The organism is Myxococcus guangdongensis, assembly GCF_024198255.1.
GTDB lineage: Bacteria > Myxococcota > Myxococcia > Myxococcales > Myxococcaceae > Myxococcus > Myxococcus guangdongensis.
Genome location: NZ_JAJVKW010000015.1, coordinates 189,180 through 205,237, shown reverse-complemented (window position 1 = coordinate 205,237; position 16,058 = coordinate 189,180). Strand labels below are relative to the sequence as shown.

Annotated in this window: 12 protein-coding genes; 6 read left to right on the top strand and 6 right to left on the bottom strand. The window is 69.4% G+C overall.

The annotated features are described in order from the left end of the window. Window positions 1-2: 2 nt before the first annotated feature. Window positions 3-1,478, bottom strand: coding sequence for an ABC transporter permease subunit (locus tag LXT21_RS36175; RefSeq protein ID WP_254042793.1), 1,476 nt, complete (start codon window positions 1,476-1,478; stop codon window positions 3-5). Between the two features lie 119 nt (window positions 1,479-1,597). Here LXT21_RS36175 and LXT21_RS36170 point away from each other — a divergent pair, with 119 nt between their 5' ends. Next, the gene (locus LXT21_RS36170) at window positions 1,598-2,953 is read left to right on the top strand and encodes a hypothetical protein (RefSeq protein ID WP_254042792.1); all 1,356 of its coding nucleotides are present in this window, start codon (window positions 1,598-1,600) and stop codon (window positions 2,951-2,953) included. 4 nt (window positions 2,954-2,957) lie between these two features. Here the strand turns inward: LXT21_RS36170 and LXT21_RS36165 are convergent, their stop codons facing one another. Next, window positions 2,958-4,565: a sigma 54-interacting transcriptional regulator gene (locus LXT21_RS36165; RefSeq protein ID WP_254042791.1), complete on the bottom strand. Its 1,608-nt coding sequence runs from the start codon at window positions 4,563-4,565 to the stop codon at window positions 2,958-2,960. A 214-nt stretch (window positions 4,566-4,779) separates the two neighbouring features. Here LXT21_RS36165 and LXT21_RS36160 point away from each other — a divergent pair, with 214 nt between their 5' ends. The 3 genes from LXT21_RS36160 (at window position 4,780) to LXT21_RS36150 (ending at window position 9,496) form a co-directional block, all read left to right on the top strand. Further along, the gene (locus LXT21_RS36160; RefSeq protein WP_254042790.1) at window positions 4,780-6,816 is read left to right on the top strand and encodes a serine hydrolase; all 2,037 of its coding nucleotides are present in this window, start codon (window positions 4,780-4,782) and stop codon (window positions 6,814-6,816) included. 194 nt (window positions 6,817-7,010) lie between these two features. Continuing rightward, window positions 7,011-8,789 carry an eCIS core domain-containing protein gene (locus tag LXT21_RS36155; protein ID WP_254042789.1) on the top strand — a complete coding sequence of 593 codons (1,779 nt, stop codon included), beginning with the start codon at window positions 7,011-7,013 and terminating at the stop codon, window positions 8,787-8,789. After that, complete coding sequence (locus LXT21_RS36150) at window positions 8,786-9,496, top strand: HEAT repeat domain-containing protein (RefSeq protein WP_254042788.1); 711 nt, start codon at window positions 8,786-8,788, stop codon at window positions 9,494-9,496. The genes LXT21_RS36155 and LXT21_RS36150 overlap by 4 nt, the downstream gene beginning before the upstream one ends. A 6-nt stretch (window positions 9,497-9,502) precedes the next feature. Here LXT21_RS36150 and LXT21_RS36145 read toward each other — a convergent pair whose 3' ends face one another. Genes LXT21_RS36145 through LXT21_RS36130 form a run of 4 tightly spaced genes read right to left on the bottom strand, consistent with a single transcriptional unit; the run spans window position 9,503 to window position 12,591 of the window. Then, entirely contained in the window at window positions 9,503-10,048 is a 546-nt protein-coding gene (locus LXT21_RS36145) for a hypothetical protein (protein ID WP_254042787.1), read from the bottom strand. After that, window positions 10,045-11,025, bottom strand: coding sequence for a FecR domain-containing protein (locus LXT21_RS36140; protein WP_254042786.1), 981 nt, complete (start codon window positions 11,023-11,025; stop codon window positions 10,045-10,047). The genes LXT21_RS36145 and LXT21_RS36140 overlap by 4 nt, the downstream gene beginning before the upstream one ends. 49 nt (window positions 11,026-11,074) lie before the next feature. Next, window positions 11,075-11,626 (bottom strand): RNA polymerase sigma factor, encoded by a 552-nt coding sequence (locus LXT21_RS36135; RefSeq protein WP_254042785.1) that lies wholly within the window; start codon window positions 11,624-11,626, stop codon window positions 11,075-11,077. 50 nt (window positions 11,627-11,676) lie between these two features. After that, window positions 11,677-12,591: a hypothetical protein gene (locus tag LXT21_RS36130; protein ID WP_254042784.1), complete on the bottom strand. Its 915-nt coding sequence runs from the start codon at window positions 12,589-12,591 to the stop codon at window positions 11,677-11,679. Between the two features lie 77 nt (window positions 12,592-12,668). On the opposite strand from LXT21_RS36130, the gene LXT21_RS36125 reads away from it, so the two are divergent. Continuing rightward, entirely contained in the window at window positions 12,669-14,453 is a 1,785-nt protein-coding gene (locus LXT21_RS36125) for a DUF1592 domain-containing protein (RefSeq protein WP_254042783.1), read from the top strand. Continuing rightward, complete coding sequence (locus tag LXT21_RS36120; RefSeq protein WP_254042782.1) at window positions 14,450-16,057, top strand: DUF1552 domain-containing protein; 1,608 nt, start codon at window positions 14,450-14,452, stop codon at window positions 16,055-16,057. The genes LXT21_RS36125 and LXT21_RS36120 overlap by 4 nt, the downstream gene beginning before the upstream one ends. The last annotated feature ends 1 nt before the right edge of the window (window position 16,058 follow it).

Here is a 16,058-nt window from a genome sequence, read left to right as displayed (position 1 = left end):
CCTCACGCCTGACGGTGGAGGCGCTTCTCGAGCGCCGAGGCCAGCCGCGTCAGCGGCAGCGTGGCCATGAGATAGAACAACGCCACGAGCGGCCAGACGGCGAGCGGCGCGGCCAGTTGGCTCGCCAGCTCCTGCCCCGCCCGCGTCAGCTCCGCCATGCCGATGATGGACACCAGCGAGGAGTCCTTCAGCAGGGCGATGCCCTCGTTCGTCAGCGGCGGCAGCACGTTGCGCACCGCCTGCGGCAGGATGACGTGGCGCATGACCTGCGCGCGGCTCAGGCCCAGCGCCCGCGCCGCCTCCTCCTGCCCCGGGTCCACCGAGGCGATGCCCGCCCGGAAGATCTCCGCGACATACGCCGCGCTGTTGAGCGTCAGCGCCAGCACCGCCGCCAGCATCGGCGCCAGGTCCACGCCGAGCAGCTGCGGCAGCGCGTAGTAGATGAAGATGATTTGCACCAGCAGCGGCGTTCCACGAAGCCCCTCGACGTAGGCCGCGCACAGCCACGACAGCGGCTGGAAGCGCACGCGCCGCCCCAGCGCCACCGCCAGCCCCAGCGGCAGCCCGGACACGAGCGCCAGCAGGGTGAGCCCCAGCGTCAGCCCCAGCCCCTGGGCCAGCCGCCACGCCACCTTGCCCCAGGGCACCTCGGCTCGCGCGGCCTGGGCCTTCTGCGCCGCCTCGCCGAAGTAGCGCTCCTCCAGCGCGGCGAACTGCCCGTTGTCGCGCAGCCGCTGGAGCGCGCCGTCCACCGCCTCGCGCAGCGCGGTGTCATCCGGTCGCAGCGCGATGCCGTAGTGCTCCTCGGTGAGCAGCCCGCCCGCGGCGCGCAGGCCCTCGAAGCCGTGGGCGAGGAAGTAGCGCAGCGTCGGCCCATCCCCCACCACGCCCGCGAGGTTGCCGTTGCGCAGGTCCTGGAGCGCCAGGTCGATGCTCGGGTACTGCCGCACCTGGATGTCCGGGTACTTCTCCAGCACCAGCGAGGCGCTCGTGTTGATCTGGATGCCCGCCGTCTTCCCGCGCAGCGTCTCGATGCCGGTGACGGACGTGTCGCCCTGGCGCACCACCACCAGCTGTCCCGCCGTGTAGTACGGAGTGGAGAAGCCCAGCCGCTGCTGCCGCTCGGGCGTGATGGTCACCGCCGAAATCACCAGGTCGAACTTGCCGGCCATCAGCGCGGGGAACACGCCGTCGAAGGACGTGTTCGTCCACGCGACCTTCGCGCCGAGCTCTTCTGCGATGAGCGCGCCCAGCTCGATGTCGAAGCCCACCAGCTCGCCGTCCTTCACGGACTCGAACGGTGGGTAGGTCGCGTCCGTGCCGATGCGCAGCGTCTTCCCCGCCCAGTTGCTCCGGTCGGCGGGAGCCTCCGGGCGGCCGCAGCCGAGCCCCACGAGCACCAGCAATCCCCAGGCGAGGCAGGACAGGACACGCCCATGCAGGGGGGCCCAGAGGGAGCAGAGGCGGTGGCGCGGCATGGTTCGAACCGCTCACATGCACAAGATTCCCTGTCGTTTCAAGGGTTTCCGCAGGGGCTCGGCCAGCCCTGACAGCCGCGCAACTTCCGCCCTCCTCGGAGCGATACTTCCTCCACATCATGAAGACCCCCATCGCCGGCCCCCGCGTCCAGCCCCGCCCGCTCGAGACTCCCGCAGCGCCCCCGCCTCGCAACGAGGTGAAGCCGCAGGCTCCGGTGGCGCGCGGTGACGCCCGCGACGTGTCCCGCTTCGACGTGGGCACGCCCCAGAAGCCGGTGGTGGCGCTGACCTCGCCCGTCGCGCCCCAGGGCACGCAGGTGACGCCGGGCAGCTACCCCACGGTGGCGGACGTGAAGGCCATCTCCTCCATCCAGGACCCGGTGGCGCGCAACTACGCGATCACGCAGGGCTACTCGGACCTGTCCAACGCGCTGGGACAGATGCTGGGCAAGGAGAACGCCAACTGGTCCACCTTCGCGACCTGGGCCTCGAAGCAGGCGGGCGTGAGCATCCGCAACGAGGACATGCCCAAGTTCCTCACGGACGCGCTGCAGAAGGCCGGGGACATGGCCGGTCCGCTGAAGAAGGTGGACGACGTGCTGCGCAAGCTGGGCCTGCCCGCGCTGCCGCTGGGTGACATCGCCGCCGCGGGCAAGGAGGCGCTCGACAACGTCAGCGGCTCCATCGCGGAGGGCAACAAGTTCGTGTTCAACGAGGTGGGCCAGGAGTTCGCCCGCTTCATCGAGACCTTCCAGGGCGACACGTCGTACGACGCGGCGAAGGCGCAGAAGTACCTGGACGGCTTCGCGAAGGACAAGCCGGTGCTGAAGGAGGCCTTCGGTCACTACACGAAGGCCATGTTCGAGAAGGACCCGAACAAGAAGGCGGAGCTGATGCTGCTGGCCAACGACAAGATTGGCCTGCACGAGCAGACGCAGCTGCAGGGCTTCGTGGAGAAGGCGCTCAACTCGCCCGTGCACGACACCTTCCGCAATATCCTCAAGCAGAGCATCGAGTCGGGCATCAACGGGCTGCCCTTCCCCGCGCGGCTCGCGGGTCAGGCCGCGCTGAAGACGGGCCTGGTGGACGCGGCGCTCAACCCCGTGGTGGACGTGACGGCGTCGGTGTTCCGCCGGCTGGCCACCGAGCACATGATGAAGCTGGCGGTGCCGGGTGGCGCGCTGAAGCTGGGCAATGATTTGCCGCCGCCCACGGGCATGGAGTCGACGCTCTTCCCGCCGCACCTGCGCTCCATCGAGAACCCGGAGCTGCGCGCGCTGCTCGGCAAGCTGGACTCCAGCCCCGACAGCCTGAAGGGCACCGCGGCCAAGGACTGGAGCAAGCTGAACCAGCGGATGGACTACATCATCGACCTGTTCCGCACGCGCCAGTCGGACCCGCACCTGTTCGACGCGCCGTTCGGCAAGACGGGCACCACGTACCCGCTGCCGGCCACTCAGCCGCGCGCGAACTGAGCCGTCAGACCTCGTCCACCACGAACTGCTCCTGCCGGGCGATGCCGAGCTTCTTCATCCGGCTCTGGAGCGTGGAGGGCTTGAGGCCGAGCAGCGCCGCGGCGCCACCGGGGCCATAGACGCGGCCCCGGGTGAGCGCGAGCACGCGCAGGATGTGCTCGCGCTGCACCGCCGCCAGCGTCAGCACGGAGCCGGGCTTCATCGTCGCGTCCACCACGCCGGGGACCGCGGAGGCCTCGAGCTGTGGCGCGGTGCTGGTGGCGCCCGCGTGTGAGGTGATGTCGAAGGAGGACGGCCCCAGCTCCGTGCCGGTCGCGAGGATGGTGGCGCGCTCCAGGGCGTTGGCCAGCTCGCGCAGGTTGCCGGGCCACTCGTAGGACGCGAGCCGCGCGAGCCCCGCGGGGGACACGCGCATGCCGCGCCGCCCGGTGCGCCGGGCCTGCTCCTCGAGGAGGAACGCGCACAGCTGCGGCAGGTCCTCGCGCCGCTCGCGCAGGGGCGGCAGGCGCAGGGGGAAGACGCTCAGGCGGTAGTAGAGGTCCTCGCGGAAGCGCTTCTCGGCGATGGCGCGCTGCAGGTCCACGTGGGTGGCGGCGAGGATGCGCACGTCCGCGCGCACGGTCTTGTCGCTGCCCACGGGCTCGAAGGCCTTCTCCTGGATGGCGCGGAGCAGCTTCGCCTGGAGCTCGACGGGCAGCTCGCCCACCTCGTCGAGCAGGAGCGTGCCGCCGTGGGCCATCTGGAAGCGGCCCGCGCGGTCCTTGGTCGCACCGGTGAAGGAACCCTTGAGGTGGCCGAAGAGCTCGCTCTCGAGCAGGCCCGCGGGGATGGCGGCGCAGTTGAGGGTGACGAAGGGCTCGTCCGCGCGGGAGCTCCAGCGATGGATGGCGCGGGCGAGGCGCTCCTTGCCGGTGCCCGTCTCGCCGGTGATGAGGACCGGGGTGTCCGTCTCCGCCACCTGACGCGCGCGCCGGGCGAGGTCGCGCATGACGGTGCTGAGGGACGTCTCCAGGATGCCCTCGGACTCGCCGCCGAGCTGGGCTTCGAGCAGCTTGGCGTGCTCGTGGTCCTGGCGGTGGAGGCGCTCGAAGGTGGCGCGCTGCTCGGCGGCCTGGAGGGCGGTGGCGAGCATCTGTCCGTAGACCTCGACCAGGTCGACGACGGGCTGGGGGTAGGTCTCGCACTCGGCGCGGTCGAGGGTGAGGACGCCGTAGGAGCGCTCGCCCGCGCACAGGGGGACGACCATGCAGGCGTGGCCCGGGGGGAGGTCGAGGACGCCGTCGAACGGGTCTCCGTCGCCGTGGGAGTGGTCCTCCTCGGTGAAGGCGCGGGCGCGGCGGGTCTCCAGGGCCTGGCGCAGGGAGGGGAACTCCGAGAGCGGCAGGGCGTGGTGGCGCACCTTGGCGTTGGCGAGCGGGCCACGAGCGGCCACGGAGACGAGCTTGCCGTCCCTCAGGAGGAACAGGGTCGCCAGGTCGAAGCGCACCACGCGCGTCAGCCAGTCGAGCCCGCGCCGCAGCAGCTCCTCCACCGAGTCCTCGGTGGTCGCCAGCTCCACCAGGTCCCGCGCGTCCTTCACGCCCTCGACTCGGCCCGACAATTCATCCGCCATGAGGCGATGGATAATAGCGTTCCACCGAAATTGCAGTGCCCGAGGCACCGAGATTTCGTGGCGTGGGATGCGAGATGTAGGCCTCTCTGCCGAAACCCCTTGGATTGAACACTGAGGGAGAGGGAGGCGACGCCCTCATTCCGCACCTGAGGTGAAACGGGCGCAGGGTTCGTTCCTGGCTGGCAGCAACACCGCCACCCAGGAGTTCACACACATGAGAGCCTTTGGAATGAAGCCGCTGCTGGCAGCCTTGTCAGCGCTGGTCGTGTCCCTCGCGGGCTGCGGGGTGCCCGAGCAGGAGGCCCCCGCCGCTCCGGAGTCCACGTCGGCGTCCACGCCCCAGGCCCTGGTCGGTCCCTATGACCCGTGGGTCGCCCGCCACAACCTCACCGCCGCCCAATACCAGACGGAGTTCAACACGTGGACGGGGCAAGGCTATCGCCTCTCCTATGTCAGCGGTTACGAGGACGCCGGCAGTGCCCGCTATGCCGCCATCTGGGAGGACACGAGCGGGCCCGCCTGGCGGGCCTCCCACGGGCTGACCTCGGCGCAATACCAGACGACCGTCGTCAATCAGAACGCGCAGGGCTACCGCCCGGTGATGGTCAACGGGTACAGCGTCGGAGGCGTCGCCTACTTCGCGGTCATCTTCCACGCGGACAGTGGCGCCCCGTGGGTGGCCCGCCATGACCTGACCGCGGCCCAGTACCAGACGGAGTTCAACACCTGGACGGGCCAGGGCTACCGGCTCTCGCACGTGAGCGGTTACACGTCCGGTGGCGCGGAGCGCTACGCGGCCATCTGGGAGCAGTCGAGCGGCCCGGCCTGGCGCGCCTACCACGGGATGACCGCGGCCCAGTACCAGTCCACGTTCGACACCAACGCGTCCCAGGGCTACCAGCTCGCGAAGGTCAGCAGCTACAACGTGGGCGGCACGGACCGGTACGCGGCCATCTTCCATGCGTCCTCGGGGATTCCGATGGCCGCGCGCCATGGGCTCTCCTCCGCCGCGTATCAACAGGCCGCGACGGACCTCAAGAACCAGGGGTACCGCCCCATCCTGGTGGCGGCGCACAACAACGGGAGCGCGCCCGAGTTCTCGCTGCTCTGGCAGAACCTGACCTTCAGCGCCGCGGACCTGCAGCACATCGACGACACCGTGCAGCAGGCGATGAACACCACGAACACCGTCGGCCTGTCGCTGGCCATCACCCGTCGTGGGCGCCTCGTGTTCGCCAAGGGGTATGGCCTGGCCGACCGCGGCAACAACACCCCGGTCAACAGCTCCCACCGCTTCCGCGTCGCCAGCGTCTCCAAGCCGATGACGTCCATCGGCATCATGCGGCTCATCGAGAGCGGGCAGATTCAACTGACGGACCGCGTCTTCGGCCGGGGCGCCCTGCTCGGGGAGCTCTACGGCGCGCAGGGCACCTACGCCGACAGCCGCGTGCTGAACATCACGGTCCAGCACCTGCTGGAGCACACTGCTGGAGCCTGGGACAACGACGGCGCCGACGGCACGGGCGACCCCATGTTCATGAACACGGCCATGACACACGCGCAGCTCATCCAGTGGGTCCTGCAGAACGTGCCGCTCGAGTTCGCGCCGGGGACGCGGCACCAGTATTCGAACTTCGGCTACAGCGTCCTGGGTCGCATCATCGAGCGCGTCACGGGGATGACGTATGACGCCTATATGCAGAGCCGCGTGTTCGCGCCCAGCGGCGCCACCAGCTTCGCGGTGGGCGGCGATACCCTGGCCGCGCGTCTGTCCAACGAGGTCGCCTACTACCAGCTCGGCACGGGGGCGGCCAACCCGTACGGCATGCCGGTGCGTCGCATGGACGCGCACGGCGGCTGGGTCGTCACGCCCATCGACCTGGTGCGCGTCTCCGTGCACGCGGATGGGTTCTCCACCGTCCCGGACCTGCTGAGCGCGGCCTCCCTCACCACGATGACCACGCGCACGACAGTGCCGAACACCGGGGGAAACGCCGTCAACTACGCCAAGGGCTGGGAGGTGAACAGCGTCCCCAACTGGTGGCACGGCGGCTACCTCCCGGGCACCCGGGCCCTGCTGGTGCGGACCGATGACCGCTTCGGCCCCAGCCGCACCGAGGAGTTCACCTGGTCCGCCATGACCAACTCCAACAACAGCAACAACTCGGGCACGTCCGACATCAACCTCGACAACCTCATGTGGAGCGTCGTGAACGGCGTCAGCGCCTGGCCCGCACACGACCTGTTCTGACCCGGGCGTCGACGTGGCACGTGGGACCGGCGGGGCTCGAGCGGCTCCGCCGGTCCGTTGCAACGTCCAATGCCAGACACCTGGCGCCTCTCCGCAACACCTTGACGGCTCCCGTCACGCTCGTCGAATCTCGCTCAACCTTTCGACCCGACAGCGTTGTTCCATCGAAGGCACCCGACCTCGGGAGGCACGCGATGCGAATGCACACCAGGAAGGCCCAGGACCCGGTTCCGTCCAGCGTCCACCGGCCCGTGCCCCGGGCCGGCAAGGGGCTCGTGGGGAAGCTCGGAGCCCTCGACGGGAATGACGCCGAGCACGGGGCCACTGTGCCCCTGGGGTCGTGGAGCATCGGCGACATCCCGCTCTTCCCACCCACCGCGCCACAAACCAAGCTCGCCCTCGGAGAGGCGCACGGCCCGCTCGAGCGCGAGGCGGACCGCGTCGCCGACCAGGTGCTGCGCATGCCCGAGCGTGTCGGCCCTGTCGCCACCGCCCCACAGCAGCTCAGCCGCAAATGCACCTCCTGCGAGGAGGAGGACACGCTCCAGACGATGTCCGCCGGGTCCCGGCCCGCGAGCTGGTCACGCGACGCGGTGGGCGAGGTGCTGCGCTCGCCAGGCCAGCCGCTCGATGCGCAGACCCGGGCCTTCTTCGAGCCGCGCTTCGGGCACGACTTCTCCTCCGTGCGCCTGCACACGGACACCCGGGCCGCGCAGTCCGCCCGGAGCCTGAATGCCCATGCCTACACCGTCGGCCACGACGTGGTCTTCGGTCGGGGGCAATTCGCGCCGGGAACCCAGGAAGGAAGGCGCCTGCTTGCCCACGAGCTGACGCACGTCGTGCAGCAGTCCGGCGCGAAGGGACTCCGCTCCGACAGCCAGGTCCCGAGCCAGGACGCGCCTCGGGTCTCCGCCGGGGGCGCCTCCAACACCCTCATGAAGAAGGGCTTCGAGAGCACGGTGCAGGTGTGTCACCGGGTCCTCGAATCGAGGAAGTTCGAGGTCAGCAACGGCGGCCTCCGCGTCGTGCTGCTCCCACAGGCCGTGGACCGGGACGTCCCCAACTGCCGGGACTTCGATTTCCACGTCACGTTGACCCGCTCGGTGGACTGGGGGTTCGACCAGGAGATTGGCACCTGCGAGGCCACCACGGGGGGCCCCCGGACCTTCACCTTCGGCAACCTCGCGTCCGGGACGTATTACCTGACGGTCTGGCGCACCTTCGACCATCCCCACTGCTGCCTCGAAGGGGACCTGATGGTCTTCGACGAAGCGGTCTCGGAGGACTCGTCCGGCTGTACACGGCACAAGTCGCTGTCTGCCATGGATATCGTCCATGGCGCCTTGGACCTCGCGGGGTTCATCCCGGTCCTGGGAGCCATCCCCGATGGAGTGAACGCTGGCATCAACGCCCTGGAGGGTGATTGGGCCAACGCGGGTCTCTCCGCGGTGGCCATGGTGCCCGCCTGGGGCGATGGCGTGAAGCTCGGGGCCATCGCGGGCAAGGGGGCCATCAAGGTCTCCGAGAAGGCGGCCTTCCGGCTCGGCGAGGAAGGCATCGCCAAGGGCCTGAAGGAGGTCAAGGCCGCGAGCGCGGCGGAGAAGGCCGCCGTGGAGGCCTCGCAAGGCGCGGCCAAGACGGAGAAGGCCGTCGGCAAGGAGGCCGCCGCCCAGGCCGAGAAGAAGGAGGTCAAGGAGGCCGCCCAGGCGGAGCAGGCCGGGAAGGACTCCAAGAAGAAGAAGGACAAGGGCTCGGGAGGGAAATGGACCTGCTACGGCCACAGCGCCGTCTTGCAGATTCCCAGCGCATTGCCTGCGAACAAGTGCCCCTACGATGGCCAATACGTCGACGGCCCTCCCATGAGCGCCTCCACCGAGGCTGCCGCGTGCCTCGAAGCCAAGCACGCGTTCAATGCGATGATGCCTCGCGGATGCCGTCCCAAGCACCTCGCGTGCAGGTGTTCCAAGCGATGAAACCCGACCGCAAACTCGCGAAGAAGTTGGACGCCATCGTCCAGGGAACCCTCGTCGATGGACGGGCCCAGACCGAGTCGCTCGTGGCCTCCGTCGTCAGCGCGGGAGGGACGTCGGAGCAGGCGCTCATCAAGATGCTGGGTGACTCGAGCCTGGACCCCGAGCTTCGCGCGGACATCTGTTGGTTGATTCCACGACTGGAGCTCGACGCGGCGCAGAGACTGCTCGAACCGCTCATGTCCGAGTCCTCGGACAAGCTCCGGGAGGAGGCCGCGGTGGGACTGGGGCTCGTCGCGCACGACTCCTCCATCGAGGTCTTGCTGAAGGCGATGGAGCAGGATGCCTCCCGGTCCGTCCGGCGGGCCGCGCTTCACGCATTGGGCATCTTCAGTCCCCCCCGGGCCGCGGCCCACGTGATGAAGCTCCTGCTGGACCCGCGCGAAGACGAAGAGATGAGGGCGGAGGCCGCGGAGGCCCTGGCCCACTTCAGACATGAAGGCGTCGTGGAGGTCCTCATCGGCCAGCTCCGGGACGCGTCCGCGATGGTGCGCTATTCGGCGGCCTATTCGCTCGGTCAGCAGGGTGACGCGAAGGCCATCGAGCCGCTGCGAGAGGTCTCGTTGAGAGACCATGCCGCCACGCCGTGGGGCAGCGTTTCATCCAGCGCCCGGAGCGCCCTCGAGGAACTCGAGCGCCGCGACGACTGAGGTGCGTCAGGGGATGCTCGAAGCCTGGACGACCAGGGCATCCAGCTCGATGACCTCGCCCACGCCACCTTCGTCGCCCGTCACCTCCACGGACATCCGCTCCGTTCCCTCCGGAGCCGTCAGCGCGAGCGCGGTCCGCACCCACTGCCCGGAGAGCACGGGGCTGGAGAGCGTCTGCGCCTGCAACTCCCGGCCGGCCGAGTCACGCCAGCTGACCTTCATCTGTGCGACCACCGAGCGCCCCGTGCGCCCTCGCGCCCAGAAAGAGGCACGGTGCGCCCCGGGTGACGCGGCGAATCCCGGCCAGTTGTCGAGGTGAACACCCCAGCCATACGGCTCGGTCACCTCCACGCGCAGGACGGCTTCACCCTCTCTCGCGTCGGTGGACGCTCTCGACGCGGTGACGCCGTACCACGCGGTCCACACACCGAGCCCTGTCTCCAGGGAGGCCGTCTCCGCATCGAGCAGATTGGAGTTCGGGGCATGGTCGATGACGACGGCATCACAGGCGGCCAGCGCCGCGACCAGACACAGCAGGCCCCAGCGACTCATCGCTCCCGGCCCTCACAGGACAACGTCCCACGCGCACGCTGGACCGCCTCCAGGTAGCGCCCGCGACGGAACTGTTCCTCATGTCGGGACCAGTGAGCACAGGCCCGCTGCGCGTCCTTCAGCTGGTACGTCAGCAACGAGCCCAGCTCGAAGCTGAGGCGCTCACGCGTCGCAGCCGGTTGTCTGCGCATGGACTCCTCGAGGTACCGCGCCGCCTGCTCGAACTCGTGCCGACCTCGAAGGACCTCCAGCTCTCGCAAGACCTCCTCCACGCTCGGACCACGAACCACCGAAGGGGGGACACGGGAAGGAACGACCTTCGGTCCCGTCGGCGTCGCCAGCGCGGGAGGTGAGCCCGACTCGGGAGGCGCTGGCTCGGGGGACACACGCACAGGAGGGGATGGCTCATCGGGTTTGACCACCGGCCACGCCAACGTCTGCCCCACCTGCACGGGGACCACCTCGCCCCCGGGCTGACGGAAAGCGATGGCGCCTTCGTGCAAGGTGACCGCGCCACCCTCCCCTCGCTCCTCCACCGTGAAGCGCGTGCCCATGACCTCGATGGCGCCGCCCGACACGAGCACCACCGCGGGGAGCGCGCCCTGCGGGCGATGACCCACCGAGAACTCCGCGCGACCACGGACCAGCCGAACACCCGAGGACTCTCGACGAACGACGAGCGCGCCCTCGTTCCGGAGGGTGATGCCTCGGGATGCGTCCAGAAGCGAAGCATCGCCCCCTTGAATCACCACCCCCTCGGAGTCCTCCCGAACCACGAGGTCAGCGCTCGCGTGCGCGATCTCGAGCCCGCCCACGGAGCGCACGGAAGGAGTCCCCATGAAGAACACCACGAGGGCCACCGCGACCGCCGACACGGCGAGGCCCCAGAACACAGGACGCCGGTGCCATGCGGCGGGCCTGGGCTCGCGAGCATCCCGCAGTCGCGCGCCCACCCGGGCCCGGACAGCAGGCGGCATCCCTTGCTCGCGGCGAAGCGAATCTTCACGCCGCAGCGCTGCGCGGAGGTCACGGGGCGCCATCATCCACCTTCCATCCCCAGGCCGTCAGGCGGCCCTGAGCGCGGCTGATCAACTTCGACACGTAGCCCTCTGACAACGAGAGCAGCTGGGCAATCTCGCGCTGGCTCAAATCGTCCAGGAGCTTCAAGGTCATCACCACCCGCTCCTGCCCCGGCAAGCAGTCCAACGTCGCCGTGGCGCTGCGCACCGCCTCCCTGTGCGTGAGGGCCGACTCCGGCGTGGACTCCACGTGCGCCGGGTGCGCCGGGAACAAGAGGTTGGCGATGCGCTGTCGGAACGTCCTCTCGCGCCGCAAGGCCGAGAACGCCACGTTCTGCGTGACACGAAAGAGCCAGCCCCGCACATCCTCCTCGCGCAGCCAGGCCTGGTGCTCCCAGGCCTTGAGGAACACGTCATGCGTGACGTCTTCGGCCCAGCCCGAACGGCCCGCCGCATACCGCATCGCCCACGCGTAGACGTCCTCGACATGCGCCTCGTAGAGCGTGTCGAAGGACACGGGCCGGGCAGGCGGGACCTTGTAGTGGACAGCACGCGACATCCATCACCTGCGAACCTACGAGCGAAGCGCGAGAAACTTTCCTCCGAAGGCTACAGCCCCCACGAGAGCTGCACGCCAGTTTCGAGCCTCACGCCTCCCCGTGACCACAGTGCCTCGCCCTCGCGCACATGCGTCACGGGCCGCAGCAGCCCCAGGGCCGCGCGCGCCTCCACGGCGAGACGCTCGGTGAACCGCCACCCGAGCTTCATCCGAGCCCAACCCGCGGGAGAGACCTGGGTACCGCGCTGCCCCGACACCCAGGTGTCCTCGAGCCGGAAGGCGTGCACGACGAGGCCCGCGCCCACAGCGGGCTCCAGTCGCAGCCGCTCCGTCACGGCGTGGCGGTAACTGACGAAGGCACCACCTTGCACCTCGAACACGTTCAGCGCCGGCTCGCGGGACACGCCGAGCCCCGCCTCCGCATCCAGCCCCCAGTCCCCCAGCCCCCACCTGACGGAGAGCAGCCAGTGGGGAGCGACTCCGGGTCCACCCCAGAGCGTCCCCAGCCCCAGTCCCAGGTCCAGCGCTGCGCGCGATGGAGCAGCGGCCACCTCCACGGGAGCCTGGAGCACGGGCTCGGATTGGGGCGGCTCTGGTTCTGGTTCTGGCTCGGGCTGCACCGCTCGCGTCATCTCGGCGAGCTTCTGCGCGACCTCCAGATGGAGCTCCGCGATGGAACCCCGTCCCACGCGGACGCTCTGCTCGACGCGCTGCCGAGGCCCGACCGCCTCGAGCAACAGTCCCTCAGGAGCACGGCTCGCGCTCAGCCGAACCTGGGCCGGGCCACGTGCCGAGACGACCGCGAAGCCCTCCTGAATCAGCCGCAGGGCCACCTTCCGCTCCAGCTCCACGCCGTCCCATCGTCGATAGTCCTGTTCAGGGAGCGCGCGGAGGTCGAACGAAACCGACACCACCGGGGACTGGGTCAGGACGACGAGGGAGAGCGCGCAGAGCAGTGCGGTCATGCGGTGTCGGCGAGAGTACCGTCGGCCGTGGCCCTTCGGGCAGGAAAGTATTTTCGGCGTCGTGAGTAGCCAGGGACATGACGCTCCTTCGCTCCGTGAGCATCCTGCTGCTCTGCGCTGGCGTGGCCGCCTGTGAAGGCGCCGCGAAGAACAACCACCATGTCGGTGGAGGTGGAGGCGAACCCGAGCCTCCAACCCCGTCCGACACCCTCCGTCCGGCGCCCGCGAAGTTCTCCTGCGACGCGAGCACCGTCCCCACGGAGCTGCCGTTGCCCCGGCTGTCCCGGAAGCAGCTGATGAACTCGCTGCGCTTCGCCATCGAGCGTGCGCTGCCAGACGAGGCCGAGGCCATCTGGACGAAGCTCACCTCCATCCTCGCTCGCTACCCCACGGACCAGCGCACGCCCGCGCCCGGCGACGTGAAGGGCGGCTTCAGCCGACTGGACCAGTCCATCCAACAGACCCAGGTCGACGTCATGTACGACCTGGGCACGGCCGTGGCCCAGGAGCTGACCCGCACCGACGCGCGCCGCGACGCGCTGCTGGGCAGTTGCGCGAGTGACAGCCAGACCTCCAACGACCGGGCCTGTCTGGAGACCTTCCTCCGAGGCTGGGGCTCCCGCGTCCTGCGCCATCCCTTGTCCACCGCGGAGGTCACGACCTTCGCGGACATCGCGGGTGCCACGCCCGTGGACAGGGCCGCAATCGCGGACGTCATAACCACCCTGCTGAACTCCCCTGCGTTCCTCTACCGGCTCGAGCATGGAACCACGGCCGGCGAGCCAGTGAGTCCCCTCTCCGCGTTCGAGCTGGCCGCGAAGCTGTCCTACCAATTCTGGCAGGCGCCTCCAGATGACGCGCTCTGGGCCTCGGCGTCGGACGGCTCGCTGCTGACGGAGCGCGGCTTCGAGACGCAGCTCGACCGGCTGCTGCAGAGCCCCGAGCTGCGCGGCTCGCTGGACGAGTTCGTCAGCGAGTGGCTGCGCCTCGATGAGCTTCCGTCCCTGGTGGCGCTCCGGAACGACCCCGTCTATCGAGCCTTCGTCGGCGCGCAGCTGCCCACGGACGCCACGCGCGCCGCGATGTTCGACGACGTCCAGCGCTCCGCCTGGAGCACCCTCGTGTCGGGTGGCTCGGTGAGCGACTTCCTCAATGACCGGAGGTCCTACACGGCGGACCCCTTCCTGGCCGGCATCTACGGCGTCCCCGTCTGGGATGGCGAAGGCCCAGCGCCCATCATCCCCTCCCAGAATCGCAGCGGCCTGCTCACCCGCGCGGCGTTGCTGGCCACGGGGACCGCGTCGACGCGTCCCATCCACAAGGGCTACCTGGTGCGCAACGCGCTGCTCTGCCAGCAGGTCGGCGCCCCTCCGCCCAACGCCAGCGACCGACCCCCCGCGCCGACAGAGAGCATGACGACGCGGCAGGTGGTGACCCAGCTCACCTCCGGAGGCAGCTGCGGGGGCTGCCACAACAACTCCATCAATCCACCGGGCTTCGTGCTGGAGGGGTTCGATGCGCTCGGACGGGAGCGCGGCGTGGAGCGGCTGTTCAATCCGCAGGGCCAGGAGACGGCCGCGCCCTCCGTGGACACCTCCGCGGACGTGTGGCTCTACGACTCCGAGCAGCGGGACATCTCCAACGCCGTGGAGCTGTCGCGAATGGTCGATGAGAGCCAGCTCTTCGAGTCCTGCGTCGCGCAGCACTACTTCCGCTTCGCGCACGCCCGCGTGGAGTCCACCTCCCGCGATGGGTGCCTGCTCTCGGAGCTGGAGTCCGTCGCGCGCAGCGGCGCGCCGATGGCCGACCTGCTGAAGACCCTCGCCCGACACCCCACCTTCCAGCAGAGGAGCTTCCCGTGAGCAACACACCTGTCTTCCGATGGGACCGCCGCATGTTCCTGCGCGGCGCGGGCGGCGCCGTGCTGGCGTTGCCGCTGCTCCCCTCGCTCTTGAGCCCCCGCGAGGCGAAGGCCCAGGCCGCCCAGCGCCCGAAGTGCTTCGTGCACTTCCGCACGCCCCACGGCGCCATCTTCGGCGCGAGCATGTGGCCGACGGACGCCACGCTGACGCAGAGCCTGTTCTACGCGGACCACGACGTCCGGCGAGGAGACCTGGTCGCGACGCCCGACACGAGCGGTGACGTGGCCCTCAGCCGGGTGCTCACCGCGAAGTCTTCCGTGCTCACGCCCACACTCGTCTCGAAGATGAACCTCCTGCGGGGGCTCGATTTCCCCCTGTACATGGGACACAACTTCGGCGCCCCGCTGGGCTACTACGACTTCGACAAGCAGCGGCCCGGCTCCCCCCGAGCGACCATCGACCAGGTGATGGCCTACTCACCGGCCTTCTACCCAAGCGTCGCCTCCGTCCGGAAGCGGAGCGTCGCCATCGCGGGCTCCGGCACGTCGACGGGCAGTTGGGGATACAGCACCCCTGGAGTCCGCTCCTCTGGCGTCGCCACGAGCGCTCTCGGCGGCACGGAGAGCTCACTCGCCCTGTTCGACACCTTGCTGGCGGGGACGAGCAGCCCCGGCACCACCCGGCCCTCCGTGGTGGACAAGGTCCTCGAGAGCTACCGGCGACTGCGCAACGGCAACAGCCGACTCTCCGCCGAGGACAAGCGGCGGTTGGACCAGCACATCGACGCCGTCGCCGAGCTGCAGCGCCGGCTGGAGACCACCAGCGCCGGCTGCCAGGTGCCGCCCCGCCCGACCATCGACAACCTGTCGCTGCGAAACTCCGGCGCCTTCGCGGGCGACCCCGCGATGAACGTCGAGTACTTCCGGCTCATCAACGAGGTGCTCGCGGTGGCGATGAACTGCGGCGTCTGTCGCGTCGCCACGCTGAGCATCGACGAGAACAACCAGAACCTGACCTTCACCCCGCGCGCGCCGCAGGGAGAGGACTGGCACAACAACGTCGTGCACCCATCGACGGTGCCCGGGGCGAACCAGGACCTGGTGGTCCAGTTCAACCAGGTCTTCTTCTCGCAAGTGTTCCTCGACCTCGTCTCCCGCTTCGAGCGGTTCTCGAACGGCGTGGGAGGAACACTGCTGGATGACGCGCTCATCGCGTGGGGACAGGAGAATGGCAACACGCCGCACTTCTCCTTCTCCGTCCCCGTCATCACCGCCGGGAGCGCGGGAGGCGCCCTGAAGACGGGCAGCTACTGCGACTACCGGAACATCACGCGCAAGGTGAGCGGCGACTCGAGCACCGGCAGCGAGGGCAGCTTCCTGTGGGCGGGCCTGCTCTACAACCAGTGGCTCGGCACGGCGCTCCAGGCCATGGGCATCCCGAAGTCGGAGTGGAGCGAGACGGACCACCCCGGCTACGGCTGGAAGGCGTCGTACCAGTCCACCTACGAGTACCTCTTCACCAACAAGGGCTTCAGCTCGGCGCAGGCGTACCCGTCGTCGATGTGGCAGAAGACCGGGGAGCTGCTGCCATTCCTCGCGCCCTGAA

Excerpts from the sequence above, each read along its gene's own strand:
- LXT21_RS36135 (WP_254042785.1), bottom strand. The coding sequence starts at position 11,626 with ATGTCGCGTGCTGTCCACTACAAGGTCCCGCCTGCCCGGCCCGTGTCC.
- LXT21_RS36140 (WP_254042786.1), bottom strand. The coding sequence starts at position 11,025 with ATGCCGCCTGCTGTCCGGGCCCGGGTGGGCGCGCGACTGCGGGATGCT.
- LXT21_RS36165 (WP_254042791.1), bottom strand. The coding sequence starts at position 4,565 with ATGGCGGATGAATTGTCGGGCCGAGTCGAGGGCGTGAAGGACGCGCGG.
- LXT21_RS36145 (WP_254042787.1), bottom strand. The coding sequence starts at position 10,048 with ATGAGTCGCTGGGGCCTGCTGTGTCTGGTCGCGGCGCTGGCCGCCTGT.
- LXT21_RS36150 (WP_254042788.1), top strand. The coding sequence starts at position 8,786 with ATGAAACCCGACCGCAAACTCGCGAAGAAGTTGGACGCCATCGTCCAG.
- LXT21_RS36170 (WP_254042792.1), top strand. The coding sequence starts at position 1,598 with ATGAAGACCCCCATCGCCGGCCCCCGCGTCCAGCCCCGCCCGCTCGAG.
- LXT21_RS36175 (WP_254042793.1), bottom strand. The coding sequence starts at position 1,478 with ATGCCGCGCCACCGCCTCTGCTCCCTCTGGGCCCCCCTGCATGGGCGT.
- LXT21_RS36160 (WP_254042790.1), top strand. The coding sequence starts at position 4,780 with ATGAGAGCCTTTGGAATGAAGCCGCTGCTGGCAGCCTTGTCAGCGCTG.
- LXT21_RS36130 (WP_254042784.1), bottom strand. The coding sequence starts at position 12,591 with ATGACCGCACTGCTCTGCGCGCTCTCCCTCGTCGTCCTGACCCAGTCC.
- LXT21_RS36125 (WP_254042783.1), top strand. The coding sequence starts at position 12,669 with ATGACGCTCCTTCGCTCCGTGAGCATCCTGCTGCTCTGCGCTGGCGTG.
- LXT21_RS36155 (WP_254042789.1), top strand. The coding sequence starts at position 7,011 with ATGCGAATGCACACCAGGAAGGCCCAGGACCCGGTTCCGTCCAGCGTC.